General features: G+C 42.6%; 3 protein-coding genes. All 3 read left to right on the top strand.

Going from position 1 to position 26,641, the window contains the following annotated elements; translation table 11 throughout:
- The first annotated feature begins 3 nt into the window (after positions 1–3).
- The 3 genes from F6K46_RS00075 to F6K46_RS00065 are packed head-to-tail and all read left to right on the top strand — an operon-like array spanning position 4 to position 26,641.
- The gene (locus F6K46_RS00075) at positions 4–5,784 is read left to right on the top strand and encodes a type I polyketide synthase (RefSeq protein ID WP_293051234.1); all 5,781 of its coding nucleotides are present in this window, start codon (positions 4–6) and stop codon (positions 5,782–5,784) included.
- Positions 5,781–15,185 carry a non-ribosomal peptide synthetase gene (locus F6K46_RS00070; RefSeq protein WP_293051237.1) on the top strand — a complete coding sequence of 3,135 codons (9,405 nt, stop codon included), beginning with the start codon at positions 5,781–5,783 and terminating at the stop codon, positions 15,183–15,185. Before F6K46_RS00075 ends, F6K46_RS00070 begins: the two co-directional genes overlap by 4 nt.
- Positions 15,182–26,641, top strand: a complete 11,460-nt coding sequence (locus tag F6K46_RS00065; RefSeq protein WP_293051240.1) for a non-ribosomal peptide synthetase — start codon at positions 15,182–15,184, stop codon at positions 26,639–26,641. Before F6K46_RS00070 ends, F6K46_RS00065 begins: the two co-directional genes overlap by 4 nt.

Raw genomic sequence — 26,641 nt, 5'->3', positions numbered from 1 at the left:
TACATGGATCCAACCGCGATTATAGGTATTGGTTGTCGTTTTCCAAGTGCTGGAAATCCAGAAAGCTTTTGGGATTTGCTGCGGCATGGGGTGCATACCATCACTGAAGTTCCGTCAAATCGATGGGATGTTGATGCCTTGTATCATCCAGATCCAGCTACACCAGGAAAAATGAACACCCGTTGGGGCGCTTTTCTGGAACAGATAGATATGTTTGAACCGAGTTTCTTCGGAATTTCTCCCCGAGAAGCAGAGTCAATGGATCCCCAGCATAGACTAGTCTTAGAGGTAGCCTGGGAAGCTCTGGAAAATGCAGGACTGGCACCAAATAAGTTAGCTGACAGCCAAACAGGTGTGTTTATAGGAATCGTTGCTAGTGATTATGGCCGACTGGTGTTCAATGATCACCTTAATATAGATGCTTATGGCGGCATTGGCATCACGCCTGGTATTGCAGCGAATCGTCTCTCCTATATACTGAATTTGCACGGACCTAGCTTGGCGATAGACACAGCTTGCTCGTCATCGCTGGTAGCATTGCATTTTGCCTGTCAAAGCCTGCAAAGCGGTGAATCTAATTTGTGCTTGGTTGGAGGGGTGAATTTGGTTTTGTCCCCCGAATACACTCTCACTTTTTCTCAAGCTCGGATGATGGCGTCGGACGGTTTTTGTAAGACTTTTGACAAAGACGCCGATGGTTATGTACGAGGGGAAGGATGTGGTGTAATTGTCCTCAAACGCCTCTGTGATGCCCTCCGGGATAGAGACAATATTTTAGCAGTTATCAAAGGCTCGGCAGTTAACCATGATGGTCTAAGTAATGGAATGACTGCACCCAATGGGGTTTCACAGCAGGCAGTTATCAGGCAAGCATTAAAAAATGCTGGTGTAGCGCCAGCCCAGATTAGTTATGTTGAAGCTCACGGTACTGGCACTTCCTTGGGAGACCCAATAGAAGTTGAATCCATAAAAGCAGTACTGGGTCAAGGGCGATCGCCTCTTGATTCCTGTGGGATTGGTTCAATTAAGACCAATATCGGTCATTTGGAAGCTGCGGCGGGAATAGTTGGTCTAATCAAGACAGTTCTATCACTACAACATCAGCAAATACCATCCCACCTGCACCTCAAACAACTGAATCCCTTAATTCAGTTAGAAGGTACACCCTTTTTTATACCTACTGAGTGCCAACCTTGGTCTGTTGCTACAGAACCTCGCTTGGCTGGGGTCAGTTCGTTTAGCTTTGGTGGCACAAATTGCCATGTGATCTTGTCGGAAGCTCCCAAACAAGAAACCAAAGCTAATGAAATTGAACGCCCTGCTCACATTCTTGCTCTCTCAGCCAAAAATCAGAAGGCTTTGAGTGAATTAGTAGAGCGCTATCAGGCTCATCTGAAATCAAACTCATCCGCAAAGCTGGCAGACGTTTGTTTCACTGCTAATACAGGAAGAACGCATTTTGATCGCCGCCTTTTCGTTACGGCAACATCTACAAAAGAGATGCAAAAGGCTCTGCACGATCTTGCGGAGGGCAAAGATACAGTGCCAACCGGTCAAATATGCAGTCCCAAGCGCCAGAAAATAGCGTTCTTATTTACTGGTCAAGGGTCTGTGTATCTGAATATGGGGCGTCAACTCTACGATACCCAACCGACATTTCGTAATTGCCTCAAACGCTGTGAAGAAATTTTGCGTCCCTATCTGGAAGAACCACTACTCTGTGTTCTCTATCCAGATATTGATTTGTCTTCTACAACATCTGGCGAGGCAAACCAAAAGTTATACAACACGGCCTATACTCAACCTGCTTTATTCGCTCTGGAATATGCCCTATGCCAATTATGGAAATCTTGGGGCATAGAGGCGGATGCTGTCATCGGTCATAGTGTGGGGGAATATGTCGCTGCCTGTGTTGCTGGGGTTTTTAGCCTGGAAGACGGTCTCAAATTGATTGCAATGCGGGGACAATTAATGCAACAATTGCCTTCAGGTGGTGAGATGTTGTCCTTGCTCGCATCAGAATCTCAAGTGCGAGAAGTGATTGCTCCCTATGGCGATCAAGTTGCGATCGCAGCTCTCAATGGCCCCAGCAGTATAGTAATTTCTGGTAAAAGTGAAGCCATCCAGGAGATTTACAGCAGCGTGTCAACGCAAGGAATAAAAGCAAAATTTTTGCAAGTATCCCATGCTTTTCACTCTCCGCTGATGGAACCAATGCTAGGGCAGTTTGAGGTAGCAGCATGGCAAATCTCCTACAACAAGCCTCAGATTCCTCTAATTTCTAATGTTACTGGGCAACGAATAGGCGATGACACTAGCACTCCTGAGTATTGGGTGAATCATATACGACAACCAGTCCGCTTTGCTGATGGTATGCAGACTTTAGACCAGGAAGGCTGTCAAATTTTCTTGGAAATCGGACCCCAGGCAATTTTGCTGGGAATGGGACGCCAATGCTTGCCAGAGGAAACGGGGGTTTGGTTGCCTTCTCTGCGCAAAGATCGCGAAGACTGGCAACAATTGCTAGAGAGCTTAGGGGAATTGTACGTAAGAGGTCTAGAGGTAGACTGGTCAGGCCTTGACAAAGATTATATCCGTGAGAAAGTAGTATTACCTACTTATCCTTTCCAAAGAGAACGGTTCTGGACTAAAGCAACTAACTTTAAAGCAACTGACTTTGTAGATAAAGAAGAGTTCCGGGATTGGTTATACGAAGTAGAATGGCGACCTCAAGCTAGTTTTGGCAGCCAGTTTCCATCAGAGGAACTTCTAGACCCATTGACCATTAACCAGAAACTACAACCTTTGGTGTCGTCTTTAGCCTCTGTTAATAACTTGGATAGCTACAGTCAACTTGTGAGACAATTAGAAACTTTGAGTGTGGAATATGTCTTGCAAGCCTTTGACAAAATGGGATGGTCATTTAAATTGGGGGAAAACTTCTCCACTGAATCCCTAGCCCAAAGATTAGGTGTAGCACCACAATATAAACAACTTTTGAACCTGTTGTTAGAGATGCTAGCAGAAGTAGAAATTCTGCGCTACACCGAAAACCAGTGGGTGACACTTCAAACTCCTGAAAAAGTCAATCTACAACAAAAAAATCAGACCTTACTTGCTCAATTTCCCAGCGCTAATGCAGAACTAACTATGTTAGAGCGTTGTGGTTCCCAATTGAAAGCAGTTTTGCAGGGAACTATAGATCCGCTGCAAGTTGTCTTCCCTGAAGGGGATTTAACTATAGCTACTCAAATATATGAAAAGTCTCCTGAAGCACAATTTACCAACACTTTAGTCCAGCGTGCGATCGCTACTGCCCTGGAAAATTTACCTCCAAGCCGAGGGGTGCGATTATTAGAAATTGGAGCTGGGACAGGGGGAACTACTAGCTATATATTGCCTCATCTGAATCCAGAGCAAACAGAATATATCTTCACCGATATCGGGACCTTATTTACCAGCAAAGCACAGGATAAATTTAAGGATTACCCATTCATACACTATCAAAACTTAGACATTGAAAAAAATCCCGAACTTCAAGGATTTGAACCCCATCAGTACGATGTAATAGTGGCAGCTAACGTAATCCATGCTACAGCCTCTTTGCGTAAAACTCTAGAGCATGTGAGGCAGTTGTTGAGACCTGGAGGGATGTTGGTGTTGTTGGAAATCACAACTCCCAGGCGGTGGGTAACTTTATTTGCTGGAATGTTAGACGGATGGTGGAATTTTAGGGATTTTGATTTACGACCTAATCAACCCCTACTAAGTGTATCAAAGTGGCAGAAATTGCTAATAGAAAGCGGTTTTCCCAAAGTGGTAAACCTGCCCAATATTCAGGGAACAGAAGAGGTTCTATCTTCCCAGAGTGTAATTATTGCTCAAACTGCAACTACTCCATCGTTGTCGCCCAGTGAGGGATGGTTAATTTTTGCAGACCAACAAGGTATCGCTCAACAGTTGGCAAATCGACTGCGGACCTGCGGACAAGTCTGTAATTTGGTGTTTCCAGGAAAGGAGTACCAACAGATAGCATCAGATGAGTTTACTATAAACCCGGAAAATTCTGATGACTACTTAAAACTGGTGACAGAGGTAAAAGCTAATCTGCCCGATTTTAAAGGAGTGTTGCATCTATGGAGCTTAGATACTCCAAGAGCAGAGGAACTAACACTAGAAGACCTGAAAGTAGCTTCAATACAGGGATGTGGAACTGCATTATATTTGGTTCGAGCCTTGAACGAGGCAAAATTTCAGCTTTCGCCTCATCTGTGGCTTGTGACCAGAGATGCACAGCCTGTTGTTCCCATCAAGGATTCGGGATCGGGATTAGCACAATCACCTTTATGGGGAATGGGTAGAGTTATCTCTCTAGAACATCCTGAATTGTCGGTACGAATGATAGATTTAGACCCTAATTCAGGGTTGGAACCTTCCTGTGCCAAACTTTTAGCAGAAATCGGGGATTCAAATGGTGAAAACCATATTGTCTTTCGAGATGAACAGCGTTACGTCGCACGCCTAGTGCATAAGAACTTCATAGAATCTCAAAGTCTCCAGTTCCGGTCGGATGTTACTTACTTAATTACTGGTGGTACTGGTTACTTGGGGCTGAAGTTCGCCCAATATATGGTAGAGCAAGGAGCTCGCCAGCTAGCATTAATCGGACGCAAAGGCCTTCCCGAACGGGAACATTGGACCAACCTTGACCAAGAGAGTCATGAATGGAAACAGGTTCAAGCTATTCAGCTCATGGAAGAGAAGGGAGCTAGCGTAACAGTGTACCCATCTGATGTTACCGACCAAGCTCAAATGTCCTCAATTATTAAGTCGATCCATACTGTTCAAAAACCACTGCGGGGTATTATTCATGCTGCTGGTTTAAGTGACCAACACAAATTAAGTCAGATGACTCATCAAATACTTGAATCGATACTTAGCCCGAAGACAGTTGGAACGTGGGTTCTTCATCAACTAACCAAAGAAATAAACCTAGACTTCTTTATCTGCTTTTCTTCGATTGCGTCAGTATGGGGTTCCCTAGGTCACGGACATTATGATGCAGCTAACCACTTTCTTAATGTTTTAGCTTCTTATCGTCGTTCGATCGGGCTCCCAGCATTAAGTATAAATTGGGGAAGTCTCGGTGTTGGGGGAATGGTTTCTGACGAAAGTTATGTACAATGGATGAAGCAGATTGGCTTAGGAGAATTACGACCACAGCAAGGATTTAATGCCTTAAGTTTTCTTTTAAAAACCAATGCTATCCAACCACTAGTGACAAAGGTAGATTGGTCTACATTTAATAAATATTATGAAGTAAGGGGATTAGGAAAGCTATTTAGTGACCTGATGACTCTCTCTACTGTGGATATGAAAACCCCTTCAATAGAGACAATAGAGAGTCAGGAGTCTAGCATTTTAGAACAATTAAAAGCAGCTTACCCAAGTAAAATAGAAAACATTTTATTGACTCATTTTCAAAATGAAATTGCGAAATCATTACGGACAAGCGCTTCAGAAATAAGCTTACAAAAACCTTTAAATAGTATGGGACTTGATTCCCTAATGGCTGTAGAATTGCGAAATATGAGTCTAGTGAAGCTAGGGATAGATATTCCTACTGTAAAATTTATAGAAGGGCTTAGTATTGCCGATATAGTAACTGAGGTAAAATATCAACTGAACGAGATTGATCTCAGTCAAAAAGTTGAGGGAGAAAATCACCAACAACTTTACACAAAGGAACCAGACCAGATAGAACGAGTAAGGGGTGAATTATGAATTTAGTTGAGTTTTTACAAGAGCTTTCAATTAAAGGTTGGCAGATCTGGAGTGAAGGTTCGCAGTTACGCTACGATGCTCCCAAAGAAGAATCAACTGCATCAGTATTGGCTCTGCTGAAGCAACATAAGACAGAGATTTTACAGTTACTGTGTGACAACCCAGATCTTCTCGATGTTCATCCCCTTTCCTACGGACAACAGGCAATGTGGTTTCTCTGGAAACTAGCACCTGGTAGTTGTGTTTATAACGTGTCCGTACCTGTTCGTATTTGCTCCCAGGTGGATGTGACAGCTTGGAGGAAAGCTTTTCAAGCTCTATGCCAACGTCACCTCATGCTCTCAAGCACATTTACTAAGCTAGGTCAAGTACCAATTCAACAAGTACATCGCGATCAAGACGTGGACTTTTTGCAGGTTGATGCCTCTGCTTGGAGTAAAGAGGAATTAAATCAGAGAGTGATTGAAGCTCACAAACACCCTTTTAACCTTGAAAAAGAATCGGCGATGCGCGTCAGGTGGTTTGTGCGGTCATTTCAAGAGCATATCCTACTGCTGACAATACACCACATTGCCTGTGATGGCTGGTCTTTAGACATCATCTTTCAGGAATTACCTAAACTGTACCAAGCTCAACAGACCAATTTACCAGCATCTCTTCCCCCTCTAAAGTATTCATATCAAGATTATGTTCGCGCTCAAAGGAAAATTTTAGATAGCCCCAGAGGAGAAATCCTTTGGCAATACTGGAAACAAAAACTAGCGGGCGAATTACCAAGCTTAAATCTACCCACAGACAAACCACGTCCGCCCATACAAACCTACGAGGGGGCAGCCTACCATTTTAGATTATCTGAAAAACTCAGTCAGCAACTTATAGAATTAGCTCAGAAGGAAAATATCACGCTCTACACACTATTGTTGGCAGTCTTTGGTGTCTTTCTTTATCGTTACACAGGTCAAGAGGATATTTTAGTTGGTTCTCCCACGTCAGGTAGAAATAGGGCTGAAGAGGCTCCAATTGTGGGCTTCTTTGCTAACTCGGTTGTTATGAGGATGTCGGCCTCGGAAAATCTAAGTTTTAAGGAGTTTCTCACTAAAGTTCAGCATACTGTATTAGAAGCAGTAAACTATCAAGATTACCCTTTCGCATTGTTAGTAGAGCGATTGCTGCCAAAGCGCGACCCTAGCCGATCTCCGATTTTTCAAGTTTTTTTCCTGCTACAGCAAATGTCTGAATGGCGGAAGCTGCTCTCTGGTGAAATGAAGACGTCTTCGGATTGGCAAGGACTTAAGTTAGAAGCCTTTGACAGACCAACGAAGGAGTGTCAATTTGATTTCATACTAGAAATGATACAGGTTGGCTCGTCCCTTGGTGGACTTATTAAGTACAGTACTGATCTATTTGAGGAACAGACTATTGCCAGAATGGTGGAGCATTTCCAGACATTATTACAAGCAATAGTAACAAAGCCGACTGCTAACATAGATCGATTACCATTACTAACAGCAACCGAGCGGCAGCAGTGCCTAGCAGTCGGAAATAACTTGGGGAGAAAACAGGGGCAGAATAAATTTATCTATCAATTCTTTGAGGATTTATTTGGCTATCCAGGAGAGGTTAGTGGCAAGCAAACTCAGTTGGGAGAGTATACAGAAGTAGTGCCTGTAAATCTTCCGACTGATTTTTCAGTTTATGTTTTAGATTCCTATGGAGAACCAGTACCTCCAGGAGTAACAGGAGAGGTTTATGTTAGAGGTGGCAATTTAACTGAGAGTGACATAAATCGGACCCAACAAGCCCCAGTTAGTTTTGTAGAGCATCCCGAACTTGGTAGTTTATTGAAAACTGGGGAACGAGGTTGTCTTCGTGCCAATGGTTGTCTGGAATTGCAAGGATTTGGGCAACGTTGGGCTTGGATTAAAGGGCATCGGGTGGAGTTGCAGGCTATAGAAAAAGCCTTACTGGCAATTACTGGGGTGGAAGACTGCTATGTGATGATGCGACAACGACAACTAGTTGCTTATGTAGTAACCTCTAAATCTTTCTTGTCAGAGTCTCTCCACAACCAGTTAAAGACCGAATTACCCAGCTATATGCTGCCAAGTGCCTATGTAACAGTATCTAACCTGACCTTAACAGGCAAAGGACTAATAGATGAATCAGCGTTAGCCCAATTGGAGGTGATTGACTCCGAGTTAGTGTCACGTTGGGAACAACAGTTGCGTACGCTGCCAGAAATAGAGCAAGTAGCAGTGGTAGTTCAGCCACAAGTAAAAACTCTTCCCAGATTACATATTTCTGATTTAGTCCCCTCGCCCCCAAAGGGAATGGGTACAGATTCTCCTCAAGTTGAAACTGACAACTTGATAGACAAAGTTAACAAGAACTTGCCACAGGAAGTAAACCAGCCCGCCATCAGCCAAGGAGAGCCTCTAACAGAGCCAGATGCACAAACCTTAGGGGAGATACTGCAACGAGCAGCTCTAGAGAATCCGACTAAAGGTGTAGTATATATCCAACCCGATGGAACTGAGTTCGTACAGTCCTATAAAAATTTATTAGAGGATGCCCAAAGACTATTGGGAGGATTGAGAAAACTCGGTCTCAAGCCCCAAGACAAAGTAATTTTTCAACTAGCAGACAATCAAAACTTTATTAGTGCATTTTGGGGATGTATTCTTGGAGGATTTATACCTGTACCAATTTCCGCAACAGGCAATTTGAACAAGCTGCAAAATAGCTGGCAGATGCTAGGAAAGCCATTGGTACTATCAGAGCAAAAGTTAGCTCCAAAACTTCATCAGTGGGCAGAAGAATTAAAATTAGAAAACTTTCAGATAGAACCCATAGAACCATTAAAAAATTCAGAGGCAGATCGCAATTGGCATAAATCCAACTCAGAGGACTTGGTGCTATTGCTGCTAACTTCCGGCAGTACAGGTATGCCCAAAGCAGTCATGCACAACCACCGTAGTTTGTTAAGCCGTAGTGCATCAACCGTTCAATTCAACGGCTTTAGCAAAGAAGACATTTCCTTAAATTGGTTTAGCCTCGACCATGTTGGGGGAATAGTCATGTTCCATCTGAGGGACGTTTATTTGGGATGTCAGCAAATCCATGCTCCAACAGAACTGGTGTTGCAAGAACCGACACGGTGGTTAGATTGGATTTGCCACTATCGAGCCACAATTACTTGGGCTCCAAACTTTGCTTATGGGCTAATTGTTCAAGAACTAGAAAATCGACAAAAGACTGGCAGTCAACAAGAAAATCACCGAGGATGGGATTTGTCCTCTATGCAATTTATTCTCAATGCTGGAGAGGCAATTGTTGCAAAAACCGTCAGGCGATTTTTAGAAGTATTAGGTCAAGATCAGCTCCAAGATCGCGCGATGCATCCAGCATGGGGCATGTCAGAAACCTCAAGTGCGGTAACGTTTTCATCCAAATTTTTGCTGTCCTCAACTACAGACGAGCAAAAATTTGTCGAAGTTGGTTCCCCAGTGCCAGGGTTCGCCATCAGAATAGTAGATAATCAAAACCAGATAGTGAAAGAGACAATGGCGGGTCGAGTACAAGTAAAAGGACCGTCTGTCACATCTGGTTACTATCAAAATACAGAAGCAAACCAAGACGCTTTTACAGAAGATGGTTGGTTTAATACTGGAGACATAGGCTTCCTGCGACAGGGGTGTTTAACAATAACTGGACGGCAAAAAGATATTATCATCATCAACGGTTTAAATTACTATAGTCATGAAATTGAAGCAGCAATAGAAGAAATAGAAGGTGTAGAAGTTTCTTATACGGCAGCTTGTGCTGTCAGAGATGCCGAAAGCGATACAGACAAATTAGCCATATTTTTTAACCCAGCCAAAACCGCAAGGGATCGAGAAGCAGATTTGTTAAAGGAAGTTCGCTTACTAGTAGTGGATCGTTTTGGGATTAATCCTGATTATTTGATTCCTGTAGAACGAGACGTTATTCCCAAAACAGCGATCGGTAAAATTCAACGTTCTCAACTAAAACAGCGTTTTGAAACAGGTGAATTTAACACCATTCTCAAACGGGTAGATTTATTACTATTGAATGTAAATACTATCCCAAGCTGGTTTTACCGTAAAGTCTGGCAAGCCAAAGTCGCTGTTTTTAATCTGTCTTCCCAGACAACTACAACCCTAATATTTAGCGATACTTTAGGGCTAGGAACAGTCTTATCTGAGGAATTAGAAAAACATCACCAGCCCTGTATCCAAGTGTCTGTCGGTGAAAACTTTACCAAAATCAGTCACAATCATTATTGTCTGGTGCCCGACCGAGCAGAACACTATCAGATGCTTTTAGAGCAATTGGCACAAGAAAACAAAACGATTGGCCAGATTGTCTGCTTGTGGGAATACGATCAATATAGAGGAGAAATTGCTCACTTAGAAGGGCTGGAGCAGTCACAAAAGCAAGGGTTGTTTCGTTTGCTTTTCTTAGTTAAAGCATTAGAAAAATCTAGGAGTGAAGAGCAGTCGGTGCAATTACTGTGGGTATCAAGTTACAGTCAGTCGATAGTACCGAGTGATAAGATAGCCTATGAGAAAGGGACAGTTTTGGGCTTATTGAAAACAATTGGTCAAGAAATGACCTGGTTGAACTGTCGCCACATCGATCTGCCAGTACTAGAGGTTGAACTCAATAAGGAATACATTCGGCAAGAACTGGGCAATTTTGCCAAAGAAACAGAAGTAGCCTACAGAGACGGAAAACGCTTGGTTTGTGGAATCGAATCTGTAAATCTAGCAGAAGAACCAAAGCAAGAATTACCCTTCATAACAGGTGGTATCTACTTAATAAGTGGAGGGCTGGGAGGTATTGGAACTGAAATTGCTAGTTTCCTACTTAAGAATTATCAAGCACGGTTGCTGATAGTTGGTCGCACTTCTCTACCCGATCAAAATACTTGGTCAACTCATTTAGATAGTGGAAATGAACTGGCAAATAAAATCCAAGCTTATCAACAATTGCAGCAACTACCAGGGGCAGTCATTTATGAAGATGTAGATATCTGTGATTATGCTCAGTTGCAGCAGCTATTGACAACAACTCTATCCAAATGGGGAGGCCAGCTTGATGGGATTATCCATCTGGCAGGAGTATTCACCGAACAACTATTAGTATCCCAAACCCTAGAAAGTCTCACTGCCGTTCTTCGTCCCAAATTCCTTGGGACTTGGGCCTTACATAAACTACTGCTGGAAGATAATCCTCAAGGTTTGTTTGTTCATTTTTCGTCCATCAATGGTTTCTTTGGCGGTACCACTGTAGGTGCTTATGCTGCTGCCTCTAGTTTTATGGAAGCCTTTTGCGATTACCAGCAGACCTATACTACCCTGCAAAGCTACTGCTTATCATGGAGTATGTGGGATGAAATCGGCATGAGTCTGGGCTATCAAATGAAAGACTTGACCCATGCTAAAGGCTACTTTTCGATTAATAAGGCACAAGGGATGTGCTCTTTATTAGCCGCGTTGTCTCGTGGTCAACGTCATTTGTTTGTGGGTTTGGATGGGAGTAAACCCAACATTGAACGTTTAACTATTACCTCAGAACCTCAAAACCTACAGCAGTTAACGGCTTATTTCACCTCCAAGGTAGAACAATTACCAGTGAGTCATTTAGAAGCCTTGGAATTACGCGATCGCTTTGGCAGACTCAGCCGTTGTGTGTGGGCACAACTTGCCGAGATGCCTCTAACTGAAACTGGAGAAATTGTTCGAGAAAAGCTGATTGGACTTAGCACAGGTATTGGTCTTTTTGAACAAACAAAACCACGCAACCAAGTAGAACATCAACTCGTTGAAATTTTCCAGCAGGTACTAGAAGTGCCTGTTACTAGTATCCATGACAATTTCTTTGCTCTGGGTGGAAATTCTCTGCTAGCAGTGCAAGTTGTTTATCGTATACAGCAAGTCTTTAATCAAGAAATTTCTCTGCATATACTGTTTCAAGCACCTACAGTTGGTGAACTGGGGCAAACCATAATCAAAGAAAATCTCCTACCAGGGCAAAAATCAGATGCCAGTTTACCAACCCTTGTACCTGACCCAGAAAAACGCTACGAACCCTTCCCCCTAACTGATATTCAACAAGCTTATTGGCTAGGTCGCAATCAAGCCTTTGATTTAGGTAATGTTGCTAGCCATATTTACATAGAGATCGATTGTGAAAACTTAGATATAGAACGCTTAAACCAGGCTTGGCAGAAATTAGTTGACCACTATGATATGCTGCGAGCCGTAGTGTTACCCGACGGACAACAGCAAGTCAAACAACAAGTACCAGCCTATCAAATACAAGTTTTTGATTTGCAAAACCAGCCAGAACCAGCAGTTAGTGACCACCTCAAGGCAATTCGGGAGCAAATGTCTCACGAAATATTACCCTCTGAGCAATGGCCATTGTTCAAGTTGCAGGCCACTCACTTCAATGAAAAGCACTATCGCCTCCATCTGAGTTTTGATGCTTTAATTGCTGATAGCTGGAGCCTAATGCTATTGGGGCAGTATTGGCTGCAACTGTATCGAGACCCAGAAAGTTCCCTGCCTTCATTGGAACTGTCATTTCGCGACTATGTACTGGCTAAAATAGGGCTGGATGTTACACCACAGTATCAGCGTTCTCAAGATTACTGGTTCGAGCGCTTGTCTACTCTCCCACCAGCACCAGAATTACCCTTTGCCAAGCAGATAGTTGCTCTAGAGCAACCCCAGTTTACACGTCGCAGTGGGCGATTAAATGTTGTTGATTGGCAGCGATTAAAAGACAAGGCAAGTCAGGCAAATTTGACTAATTCTACGGTTTTATTAGCTGCTTTTGCTGACATCTTAACCTGTTGGAGCAAGAGTTCTAAGTTTACCATTAACCTGACCCTGTTTAATCGCTTACCCTTACATCCCCAAGTTAATGAGGTACTTGGAGATTTCACATCCCTGACGCTCCTAGAAGTTGACAACTCAAAACCGACTCCTTTTATTAAGCGTGCTCAACAGCTACAGAAACAACTGTGGCAAGATTTAGACCACCGTTATGTCAGTGGTGTGGAAGTGCAGCGAGAATTACGTCGCCTCTATGGAAGTTATCAAGCTATGGGGGTTGTCTTTACTAGCGTTCTGGGGGCTGGTATCGAGTCGGAAGAACAATTGTGGGTTAATCAGCTAGGAAAAATGGTCTATAGCATTAGCCAAACCCCTCAAGTCTGGCTAGACCATCAAGTGCTTGAAGAACAAGGCGAATTAATATTTCAGTGGGATATAGTTGAAGAGCTTTTCTGTGAAGGTGTTATTGATAATATGTTCCAGAGTTACACAGATTATCTGCAACACCTGGCAACCTCAGAATCTGCTTGGATAGACCTCTACCCTCAACTGTTACCAAAAGCCCAACTCCAACAACTTGCAAAACTTAACCAGATGAATCTACCTGTTCCCCAACAAACCTTACACGGTTTGTTTCTGCAGCAGGTGGAACAAAATTATCAAGAATTGGCAGTGATTACCCCAGAGCGCTGCTTAACCTATGGAGACTTACACCAACGCGCCCGTAACATCGGCCATTGGTTGCAACAACTGGGAGTTTCGCGCAATAGCTTAGTCGCTGTAGTAATGTTCAAGGGATGGGAACAAGTTGTTGCAGTCTTGGCAATCTTGATGGCTGGTGCGGCCTATGTGCCTATTGACCCCGAACTCCCCCAGGAGCGAAGAGAATTTTTACTGACCCAAGGGGAAGTGAAGGTGGTTCTGACCCAAGAACCTCTGTTAGAACAACTAGCAATACCAGAGGGAATTGAGTGTTTGTCTGTAGATACTTTTGAGTCAAGAAAAAATGATTCAATATCCTTCGTCCCCGTACATAATCCAGAAGATTTAGCCTATGTAATTTATACGTCTGGCTCTACAGGTTTACCCAAAGGGGTGATCATTAAGCATCAAGCAGTAGTAAACACCATCCTCGACATCAACCAGCGATTCAATGTTACAGCTAATGACCGAATACTAGCTGTGTCGGCGTTGAATTTTGACCTGTCAGTATATGACATTTTTGGGCTCTTGGCTGTTGGAGGAACTTTGGTCATCCCATCTGCGATTGATGCCAAAGATCCTGCTCGTTGGTACGAGTTAATTGTTAAACACCAAGTTACATTGTGGAACTCTGTACCCGCACTAATGCAAATGTTAGTTGAGTACTTGTCTGGGCAGCTCAACCAGTCCCATGGTCCCCTACGATTAGCATTGCTTAGTGGCGATTGGATACCGCTAACGTTACCAGAGCGAATTAAACAGTTGTGGAGCCAGATCCAAATTGTTAGCTTAGGTGGTGCAACTGAAGCCTCAATTTGGTCAATTTATTATCCGATCGAACAAATTTCCCCTGTAACTAAGAGCATTCCTTACGGTAAATCCCTTGCAAATCAAACTGTTTCTGTCCTCAACGATCTAATGCAGCCTACTCCAGTCTGGGTATGTGGAGATCTTTATATCGGAGGAGTTGGTTTAGCTTCTGGGTATTTATTAGATGATAAAAAGACAAACGCAAGTTTTATTACTCACCCAGTTACTCACGAACGATTGTACAAAACCGGTGATTTGGGACGATATTTGCCTGATGGTAATATTGAATTTCTTGGGCGCTCAGATTTCCAAGTTAAAATCAATGGCTATCGCGTTGAATTGGGTGAAATTGAGGCGGCATTAAGCGAGCATTCTACTGTCAAGGATACTGTTGTTATGGCCCTTGGTGAGTCGGAACACAAACGTTTAGTCGCTTATGTTGTCCCCAGTGAGCCCTCTGTTGAAAAAGCAAAGCTACCAGGATATAGTTTTCTTGGAGACCAGATTGACCCAGTCCAAACTAAACAGGTGTTCGGTAAACCTTCAGAGGAAGAAAAATCTATTCCACAACAACTACACGAGCATTTACAAGGAAAATTGCCACAGTATATGCTGCCCAATGATTATGTGTTGATGGATGTCTTCCCTTTAACTGCAAATGGGAAAGTTAACCGTAAAGCTCTACCGGCTCGTGAGGTGTCAGTACAAAAAAGAAGTTTCCAGCCCCCCAGTACTCCTATTGAGGAGAAGTTAGCTGGCATCTGGGCAACAATATTAGAGTTAGAGGTAAATCAAGTTGGTGTTAATGATAATTTCTTTGACCTTGGTGGCAATTCATTACTTGCGACTCAGTTAACTTCTAGAATTCGAAAACTTTACCAAGTCGATCTACCACTGTCTGACTTTTTTGAAGAACCGACAATTGCTGGTTTGGTTGAACACATTGAAGTGATTAGTTGGATGGAGCAAGATATACAATATTCAGAAACCACAAATATAAATATAGAGGAGATAGAATTATGAAAAATCAAACAATTGTCAAGTTCCTTTCTCAACTGCGTAAACTTAATATTCAAGTTTCGTCTGATGGAGAAAAATTACGCTGTCAAGCTCCTGAAGGTGTGTTAACACCTGAAATATCGCGGCAGATAGCTGAACGCAAAGCAGAAATTTTGGCGTATTTGAAACAAGTTAGACAAAAAACAGATAGCAATATTCCACCCGCTATTTCGGTTGTCCCCAGAGACAAAAACTTGCCCCTCTCTTTTTCTCAAGAAAGACTCTGGTTCTTAGACCAACTTGAGGGTTCAACAGCTCCTTACATTCAGCAGGGAGCCATGGAAATAAGCGGGAATCTCAATATCCCAGTCCTCCAGCAAGCCTTTTGTGAAATTATTCGACGCCATGAAGTATTCCGAACCCGCTTTCACTCAGTCAATGGCATACCGATGCAGGTCATTGTTTCCGATACTGCTTTGGAAATATCAGTTGTAGATTTGAAGCATTTACCAAAAACACAACAGAAAACAGAAATAAAACAGTATGCCCAGATACAAGGACAAACCCCCTTTAACCTGTCCGAAGATTTGCTCCTGCGAGTGAGTCTGCTACAAGTATCACAGCAGGACTTTATCATGCTGGTTACCATGCATCACATTGTTACTGATGTTTGGTCAGGTGGAATATTAGTTGAAGAATTATCAGTACTGTATGAGGCTTACAGTCAGGGCAAACCCTCCCCTTTATCCGAGGTATCTATCCAGTATGCTGACTTTGCTTCTTGGCAAAGACAATGGTTATCAGCGGAATTACAACACAAGCAACTGGAATACTGGAAACAGCAATTAGCTAATGCTCCTGCCTTGTTGCAGTTGCCGATCGATAAATCAAGGCCACCAATACAGACTTACGAGGGTAACATTCAAACCTTTGCTGTTGGCCAACACTTGACTAAGCAACTTCAAGAACTTAGCCAGCATTCGGAAACCACCCTTTTTATGACAACGTTCGCAGTGTTTGCTGTGTTTCTGTTTCGCTACAGTGCTCAGAATGATATGGTGATTGGTTCGCTAATTGCTAACCGCAACTATTCAGAAGTAGAATCCCTGATTGGCTTTTTCGCTAATACTCTACCCTTAAGGATGAACCTGCAAGGTAATTTAAGTTTTGAGCAGTTGCTCAGGCAGGTCCGTCAAGTAACTTTGTCAGCATATGCCCATCAAGATGTCCCTTTTGAACAGGTGGTAGAAGCCCTGCAACCAGAGCGTTCTTTGAGTTACGCACCTCTAGTTCAGGTGATGTATCTGTACCAAGATGCTCCAGTGAAGCCTTTAGAGTTATCTGGCGTCACTATCAAACCCTTGCCACAGATACATCCAGGGACATCCAAGTTTGAATTGTCCTTATCAATGGAACAGACAGAATCTGGGCTGATAGGAACCTGGGAATATAATACTGACTTATTTGAAGAACAAACAATTACTAGGATGACGGAACATTTCCAGACCCTGTTAGCAGCGGTCGTGGAAGCTCCCCAAGAGCATATAGATAAACTGCCTTTGCTTAGTGAGAGAGAACGCCATCAATTATTAATTGAATGGAATGATACTGCCAGGGAATATCCAACAGATCGATGTATTCATCAATTGTTTGAAGAACAAGTAGAAAAAACACCAGACGCACTAGCGGTGGTCTTTGAAAACGAGCAATTAACTTACCAACAATTAAATCAAAAGGCCAACCAACTAGCACATTACCTGCAAAGTCTGGGAGTGGGACCAGAGGTACTAGTGGGTATTTGTGTAGAACGTTCAGTAGAAATGATAGTAGGACTGTTGGGAATCCTCAAGGCGGGTGGTTCATATGTGCCACTCGATCCTAATCATCCCTTAGAACGGTTAAGTTATATGCTGGCTGATTCAGGAGTTAAGGTTTTGTTAACTCAAGAATCTATGGTTGAGTTATTACCCGTACAGACTGCCCTGGTAGTTGACATCGATCGTGCCAATTGGCAAATGCAAAATACTCAGGAGAACCTTGAGATTGAAGTAAATTCAAGTAATTTAGCTTATGTTATTTACACCTCTGGTTCTACAGGTGTTCCCAAGGGCGTTCAAATTTGCCATAAGAATGTGGTTAATTTTTTGAATTCTATGAGTGATTTTCCAGGTTTAGACCAGGAAGATACTGTCTGTGCAGTTACTACTATTGCCTTTGATATTGCAGCCCTTGAGATCTATCTGCCTTTAACAGTAGGAGCAAAAGTTGTTGTCACCTCTCGTGAAATTAGCACTAATGCAGATAGCCTATTATCTGCATTATTAAAGTCCAAGATTACTGTTATGCAGGCAACACCAGCTACTTGGCAAATGCTCTTAACTGCTGGTTGGTCTTCCGATTATCCCCTAAAAGTGTTATGTGGTGGTGAAGCATTAACAGCTCAACTAGCCGATCGAATTATAGCAACTGGTAGCGAATTATGGAATCTGTATGGTCCAACAGAGACAACTATCTGGTCTGCAATTTACCAGGTACCCGCTAGCACTACAGCAGCGAAAAATGGATATGTTCCTCTGTCTATCGGTGGACCAATAGCTAACACCCAAATTTATATTCTAGACTCACATCTACAGCCAGTCCCTGTTGGTATAGCTGGAGAATTGTATATTGGAGGTGAGGGTTTAGGCAGAGGATATTTTAATCGTCCAGAACTAACTTCAGAAAAATTTATCCCAAATCCATTTTATAATAGCAGATCGGAATTCCTTTACAAAACAGGTGACTTAGCCCGCTACTTAAGTGATGGTAATATAGAATTTATCGGTCGCATTGATAATCAAGTGAAATTAAGGGGATTCCGAATCGAACTTGGGGAAATCGAATCGATTCTTAATAGCCACTCCCAAATTAAAGAAAGTGTAGTGATTGCACAGGAAGATCCACTTGGGAATAAACGCTTGATAGCCTATATCGTTAGTGACGATAAATTACTAAAGACTAACCAACTGCGTGAGTTTCTGAAACAAAAGCTACCAGAATACATGGTACCTTCTGCTTTTATGACTTTAGAGACTTTACCGTTAACTCCCAACGGTAAAATAGACCGCAAAGCATTACTAGCAGTTAATGTTGACTTGAGTCTAGAAGAGGAATACATAGCACCAAGCACGCCAAATCAAGAAATAATAGCTAATGTTTTCACTTCAGTTCTTGGACGAGTAAATGTAGGAATATATGATAACTTCTTTGAATTGGGAGGACATTCCCTATTAGCAACCCAGTTAATCTCCCGACTTAGGCAAAGCTTTGAAATAGAAATTCCTCTCCGGGCGATCTTTGAATCACCCACTGTAAAGCAATTAGATGGAAAAATAATACAGTTAAGAAGAGATGGAGATCAATTCACTCCGCCTCCAATCAAACCAAGAAATAAGAAGGGAGAATTACCTCTTTCTTGGTCTCAAGAGAGGCTGTGGTTCCTGGCTCAATTAGAGGGAACAAGCCCAACTTATAATATACCAGGAGCAGTTCGGATTAGTGGGGATTTAAATCTCAAAGCTTTTGAGCAAGCCTTATCAGAAATAGTGCATCGTCACGAGATATTACAGACCAGTTTTAGGACTGTTGACGGTAGACCTTGGCAAGTTATTGAACCAGAAACCACTATCAAAATAAACTTAGTCGATCTACAGCAACTAGAGGCAAAAGAAAGAGAATCTGCTTTATACCAATATGTACAACAAGAAGCGATCGCGCCGTTTAATTTAGAGAGTGCCCCCCTAATTAGATGTAGTTTACTGTGCTTAGACGAGAAAGAGTATGCATTATTATTAACGATGCATCACATTATCTCCGACTTATGGTCAATAGGAGTATTGATCGAAGAACTATCAAGCTTGTACCAAGCTTTTAATGGGGGCGAACCATCTCCTTTGTCAGAATTAGAAATTCAGTATGCTGACTTTTCAGTGTGGCAAAGAGAATGGATAAATGGTCAGGTACGAGAAGCTTATATTGATTACTGGAAACAGGCGTTAAATGGGGCGCCAGAACTACTTGACTTACCCACCGATCGCCCACGTCCTTCTGTACAGACTTACCGAGGTAAAACCCAACGTTTTTGTATAAATACTGATTTAACTGACAAGCTGCAAATTCTTTCCTGCCAGTTGGGAACTACGTTATTTATGACCTTGCAGGCAGCGTTTGCAACTTTACTATATCGTTACAGCGGTCAATCAGATATTTTAATTGGCTCAATTATTGCCAATCGAAATTACATTGAAATTGAATCTTTAATTGGTTTCTTCGCGAATACCTTAGTGTTGAGAACTCGTTTTGAAGACGACCCTAGTTTTGAGACTCTGCTCGAACAAGTTAAAACAACTACGCTGAAGGCTTATGAATATCAGGATATTCCTTTTGAAAAAGTAGTGGAAGCCTTACAACCACAACGTTCTTTAAGTTATTCACCCTTATTTCAGGTGATGTTTGTCTTGCAAAATGCTCCCATGGGCGAGTTGAAATTACCAGGCATAACTATAAGCGAACTAGAATACGAATATACTATTGCCAAGTTCGATCTAACTCTATCAATGACTCAAACTAAAGAAGGATTGGTAGGCTCGTGGGAGTACAACACAGACTTGTTTGATGATTCAACCATCAAACGTATGGCTAATCATTTCGAGAACTTGTTGTCAGAGATCGTAGCTAATCCTCAACTTACAGTTGACGAAGTTCCCTTACTGAGTGAAGCAGAACGCCATCAATTGTTAATTGAATGGAATGATACTGCAAGGGAATATCCAACAGATAAATGTATCCATCAATTGTTTGAACAGCAGGTGGAGAAAACCCCAGATGCAGTGGCAGTAGTGTTTGGGCAGGAACAATTAACTTATCACCAATTAAATCAAAGAGCCAATCAACTAGCGAATCACCTACAAAGCATGGGAGTTAAACCAGAGGAGCTGGTAGGAATTTGCGTGGAGCGTTCCATTGAAATGATGGTAGGACTGTTGGGAATACTTAAGGCTGGTGGTGCTTATGTTCCTTTGGACTCCAATTATCCCCAGGAACGCTTGAGTTATATGTTAGCGGATTCGGATGTTAAGGTGTTGTTGACTCAAGAATCTTTGCTCGAATCTTTACCACTAAACCAAGCTCAGGTGGTTTGTTTGGATAGAGATTGGCAAGAAATTGAGCAAAACACTCAGGATAATCTTGATGTTGGGGTATGTTCCGATAATTTAGCTTATGTCATTTACACTTCTGGTTCTACTGGAGTTCCCAAGGGGGTTAGTGTTATTCATCAGGGAGTAGTACGGTTAGTTAAAGAAACTAATTACGCTAGCTTCACTTCTCAAGAAGTGTTTTTACAACTAGCTCCTATTTCCTTTGACGCTTCAACCTTTGAAATTTGGGGGAGCTTACTCAATGGAGCTAAGTTAGTGATAATGTACGCTCATACTCCTACTTTAGAAGAGATTGCAGGGTTTATTGAGAAATACAAAGTCACAACTTTATGGCTAACGGCAGCTCTATTTAATTTAATGGTAGAGCAACATTTGGATCGATTAAAATCTGTGAAGCAATTGTTGGCAGGTGGTGACGTTTTATCGCCACCTCATGTACAAAAGGTAGTTGAGTTTTTACCAGAATGTAAATTAATAAATGGTTATGGTCCTACAGAAAATACGACTTTCACCTGCTGTTATCTGGTCAAACAATCAAGAGTGAATGGGACTTCTGTACCCATTGGTTGCCCGATCGCTAACACCCAAATCTACATCCTAGACAAACACCTACAACCATTACCCATAGGCGTACCTGGAGAGCTATACATCGGAGGTGATGGTTTAGCTAGAGGCTACCTCAACCGGCCTGAGCTAACCCAAGAAAAATTTATCCCTAATCCCTTCTCCAATTCCCAATCAGATCGCCTTTACAAAACAGGAGACCTCGCTCGCTATTTAAGTGATGGTAACATCGAATTCCTTGGTCGTATCGATCGCCAAGTTAAGGTGAGGGGCTTCCGCATCGAACCACGAGAAATTGAAGCCTTACTGAGCACCCACCCACAAATCCAACACGCTGTAGTGATCGCAACAGAAGATCTTCCTAGTAACAAACGCTTAGTAGCCTATGTAGTCAGTGAGGATGAATCACTCAGTACTAATCAACTGCGCGAATTTCTCAGACAGAAGCTGCCAGAATACATGGTGCCTTCTGCATTTGTAACTTTAGACACCCTACCGTTAACACCGAACGGCAAAATAGACCTGAAAGCACTCCCACCAGTAGAAGAACAACTGATTTACTCAAAAGAATATGTTCCTCCTCGGACTGTCACCGAGAAAACTATCTCCGACATCTTCGCAGCAGTGCTGAAAGTCCCAACAGTTGGATTAAATGATAACTTTTTTGAACTAGGTGGCCACTCACTAATCGCCACCCAATTGATTACCCGTCTACGGCAAGTCTTTGCAGTGGAACTACCTCTTCGGAGATTATTTGAATCTCCAACTGTAGCCCAACTCGATCGAATTATAAGTCAATTAATTCAAGAAGAACCATCCCAGCTCAAAGCCTCAAATTTAGACCTGCCAACAGCTATTGCTGCACCATCTGAGCTTCACCAACCCTTCCCACTGACAGAAATACAACAAGCTTATTGGGTGGGACGAAATGATACTTTTGAACTCGGAAATATATCTAGTCATATTTACGTCGAGCTTGATTGTCCAAATATAGACATAGAAAATCTCAGCCAATCTTGGCAAAAAATTATCAAGCACCATGAGATGCTGAGAGTGGTAGTACGGCCTGATGGACAGCAGCAAATCTTACGTCACGTTCCGGATTACCAGATTGAAGTGTTCGATTTACGTCGGCATTCAAAAAATAGCGTTAATGCTCATTTAGAAACCATTCGGCAGCAGATGTCTCACGAAATTTTTGCTGCCGAATCATGGCCTTTATTTAAGTTTTGTGCAACTCAGGTAGATACAAATTGTTATCGTTTGCACTTAAGTTTTGATGCCTTAATTGCAGACGCCTGGAGTCTAATGATTCTGGGGCAACAATGGTTGGAAATGTACTATAACCCACAGACAGAGCTTCCTAAGGTAGAGATTTCATTTCGCGATTATATACTTGCAGAAATCCAGCTTAAAGACACACCGCATTACCAACAGTCTCAAAAATATTGGTGGGATCGAATTGCCACACTTCCTTCAGCACCAGAACTCCCCTTTGTACAACAGCCAGCGGCTCTTAAACAGCCTCAGTTCAAACGATTTAGTGCAAAGCTTACTGCTCAACAGTGGCAAAAATTGAAAAGCAAAGCTCGTGCAATTAATTTGACGGGTTCTGGAATCTTACTAGCAGCCTTTAGCGATGTCTTAGCTTATTGGAGTAAAAGTCCTAATTTTACCATCAATCTCACACTCTTTAATCGTCTACCTTTACATCCTCAAGTCAACCAGATTGTTGGTGATTTCACATCCCTGACACTGCTAGAAGTTGACAACTCTATAGTAGCCACGTTTGTTGAGCGTGCCCAACGCCTACAGGCAAGATTGTGGGAGGATTTAGACCATCGCTATGTCAGTGGTGTGGAAGTGCAGCGAGAGCTACGACGTCAACGAGGCACTTATCAAGCTATGGGGGTTGTCTTTACTAGCACTCTAGGTTTCAGTGACATGGCTCAACAAGATTGGTTGGTCAACCAGTTGGGGGAAATGGTCTATTCCATTACTCAAACTCCACAAGTTTGGCTTGACCATCAAGTCAGAGAAGAAGAAGGAGCTTTATTATTCAACTGGGATGCTATCGAAGAACTATTCCCTGCTAACCTGCTAGACGATATGTTCAGTAGCTATTGCAATTATCTTCAGCAATTAGCTACTGATGAGACAATCTGGATGGAAAAATATCCGACTCTGCTTCCACCACAGCAGCTAGAGGTTATACAACAACTAAACCAGGTTAATCAACTTAAGACCGTAACTTCTGAGCAGACATTGGATGGTTTGTTTGTGCAACAGGTGAAACAAAGAGGAGCATCACTTGCTGCGATCGCACCAGAATTATGCCTAACTTACGAACAGTTATACCAACATGCTGTCAAGCTAGGACACCAGTTGCGGTCACTAGGAGCAACTACAGGCACTCACATCGCTGTAGTTATGAACAAGGGATGGGAACAGATTGTTGCCGTGCTGGGAGTATTGATGGCTGGTTGCACCTATATACCGATCGATCCAGGGTTGCCACAACAACGTCAGTGGTCGCTTTTAACACAAGCACAAATCCAGTTGGTTGTCACTCAAGAGGCACTGTACCAAAGTCTTTCGTGGCCAGAAGAAATTGAGTGTGTATATGTTGAGTATAACCCTCACATAGGAGTCCAGAGAACCTTAGAAAGATTGCACCAGCCTGGGGATTTAGCTTATATCATCTATACCTCTGGTTCGACGGGCATCCCTAAGGGTGTGATGATTGACCATCAAGGAGCGGTTAATACAATTATCGACATTAATCAGCGCTTTGGTGTTACGGCTGATGACCGAGTTCTCGCAGTTTCTGCTTTAAATTTCGACCTGTCCGTGTATGACATTTTTGGCACCTTAGCAGCAGGAGGCACAATTGTTATACCAACTGCAGCAAAAGCTAAAGATCCCGCACATTGGCTCTCGTTAATCAATGCGCACCATGTTACGGTTTGGAACTCAGTGCCTGCACTGATGCAGATGTTAGTAGAGTACACTTCAGCCCAATCCACACCACAGCATCATCCACTACGACTTGCTTTGTTATCGGGTGACTGGATACCGTTGAATTTACCGCAGCAAATCAAAGCTATCTGGACAGGTATAGAAGTAGTGAGCTTAGGTGGAGCAACAGAAGCTTCAATTTGGTCGATTTATTATCCGATAGGAGAAGTTGACCCTAACTGGCGGAGTATTCCTTACGGGAAACCCCTTGGTAATCAAACCATGCATGTCCTGAATCAATGGATGGAACCTGCTCCGGTGTGGGTTCCAGGACAGATTTATATAGGTGGGCTGGGATTGGCACAAGGCTACTGGAAAGATGACGAAAAAACAGCCAAGCACTTTGTTCTTCATCCTCTGACCCAGGAGCGATTATACAAAACGGGAGATTTAGGACGCTATCTACCCGATGGAAATATTGAGTTCCTTGGCCGGGAAGATTTTCAGGTAAAAATTAATGGTTATCGAATTGAGTTGGGAGAAATTGAAGCAACACTAATGCGGAATTCCTTAGTGAATAAAGCTGTGGTGAATGCGATAGCTGACTCAAGAGACAGGAAGAAAATTGTAGCTTATATTGTGCCCTCAGAAACGCAAGCAAAGTTGCCAGAAGCTTATTATCCTAGTGAAAAAGAGGGGATAATCACTGACCCAGTTGAACGAATTGAGTTTAAGCTCAAGCAACCTGGTCTAAGGAACCTGGAGTCAACGAATAAGGGTATAGATTTGCCTTTGGATATTGATGAGGAAGCCCTAACCCAAGCTTATTTCCAGCGACAAAGTTATCGACAGTTTCAACAGCAACCATTGGAGTTGCCAGAGTTTAGCCAGTTTTTAAGCTGCTTGCGTCAGTTAAGTTTAGCAAATAAACCGCTGCCGAAATATCTTTATCCTTCAGCAGGAAATCTTTATCCAGTCCAGACTTATCTGATGATAAAATCCGAAGGTTTAACTGGAGTTGAAAAAGGGATTTATTATTATTGTCCTCGACAACACCGCTTAGTTTTTATCAGTACACTAATTAATGCTGAAGGAGATAAGATTTACGGAGGGAATCAGCCAATTTTTGAACAAGCTGCTTTTTCATTGTTTTTGATTGCCAAACTTGATGCGATCGCTCCCATGTATGGGGAATTAGCAGAAAGATTTTGCTTGCTGGAGGCTGGGCATATTGGGCAGTTGTTGATGACTAAGGCTCCTGAGTTTGGTATTGGTTTGTGTCCGATCGGGAATTTAGATTTCCAACAGTTAAGCGATTTGTTTAAGCTAGAATCCCATCAAATGTTACTGTATAGCTTTGTAGGTGGAAAAATCGAGCCAGCCCAAGCTCAACAGTGGCTAACCTCTTCAGTCTCTCCTGCAAAATCATCTGGTGGTTCTGATCCGATTTCTCAGTTGCGCAAACATCTACAATTACACTTGCCCGACTATATGCTCCCAAGCAAGTTGATGTTACTCGATGCTCTACCGTTATCTGCGAATGGTAAGATTGACCGTCGGGCTCTCCCTGTGCCTGATAATCTCCACGATCTGGAGGAAGAAACCTTTGTGGCTCCTCGGGATCTTGTAGAACTAAAGCTCACCCAAATTTGGTCAGAGGTTCTTAATGTTTTCCCAGTGGGAGTCCAAAGTAACTTTTTCGACCTTGGGGGCGATTCTATTGTTGCCATTCGCTTGATGGCTCAAATTGAAGAGCAGTTTCAAAGAAATTTATCTTTAGCAACTTTATTTCAAGGTCAGACCATTGAGAAACTAGCAACAGTTCTCCGGGAGGAATCAGACCATATTTCTTGGTCTCCGCTAGTACCCATTCAAACTTCTGGTTATCAGCCTCCCTTCTTCTGCATAGCCGGAGGAGGGGGTAATGTTCTGTACTTTTATCATTTGTCGCGCTATTTAGGTCAAGAGCAACCGTTCTATGCTTTGCAAGCTGTTGGTCTTGATGGAGAATCAGAACCTTTTACACGAGTCGAGGATATGGCGGCCCACTACATTGGATTAATAAAGTCCATTCAACCGGAAGGTCCATACTTTTTAGGGGGGCATTCCTTTGGTGCATTAGTGGCTTTTGAAGTCGCCCAGCAATTACAAAAGCACGGAAATGAGGTAGCTCTATTAGCTATTCTAGATATGCATGCACCAGATACGAAGCGACCAAAGCCTGGCAGCCATAAGCTAGATACAGATTGGAATAGTGCAAAAATGTTGACCAGCATTGCTGGCATTTTTGGTCGTATGTTTGGAAAAAACATTGATGTATCATACGAGTTTCTCCAACAGCTGACTTTTGATGAGCAATTAAATTATGTTAACGAGCAATTTCAAATGGTCAATATTTTCCCTCCTGAAACAGGAGTTAAGCAAATTCGCGGTCTGATTAAAGTGGCGAGAGCAAGTCAAAAGGCTTCTTGCTACGTTCCACAGGAGGTTTATCCAACTCAGATTACTCTCTTTCGAGCTAGTGACGAAGTGCCGATAGAACTTGCTCCTAGTGTGGATATTTATAGGCTGCTTTACGACAATAGAAAAAACGATCCAATGTGGGGATGGAGTGAGTTTTCTGCTGGAGAAGTAGAACTTCATCCTGTTCCAGGAGACCATCTGACAATTATGACAGAGCCATACATTGGTGCTCTAGCTGAAAAGTTAAAATCCTCCTTAGAAAAAGCACAAACAGCTAACCCTATGGGTCGTCCGTAG

Origin of the sequence: Moorena sp. SIO3E8 (assembly GCF_010692445.1) — a bacterium.
Lineage (GTDB): Bacteria > Cyanobacteriota > Cyanobacteriia > Cyanobacteriales > Coleofasciculaceae > Moorena > Moorena bouillonii.
Note: the sequence above shows the minus strand (reverse complement) of the source record. Positions and strands in the feature narration are given on the sequence as shown.

Excerpts from the sequence above, each read along its gene's own strand:
- F6K46_RS00075 (WP_293051234.1), top strand. The coding sequence starts at position 4 with ATGGATCCAACCGCGATTATAGGTATTGGTTGTCGTTTTCCAAGTGCT.
- F6K46_RS00070 (WP_293051237.1), top strand. The coding sequence starts at position 5,781 with ATGAATTTAGTTGAGTTTTTACAAGAGCTTTCAATTAAAGGTTGGCAG.
- F6K46_RS00065 (WP_293051240.1), top strand. The coding sequence starts at position 15,182 with ATGAAAAATCAAACAATTGTCAAGTTCCTTTCTCAACTGCGTAAACTT.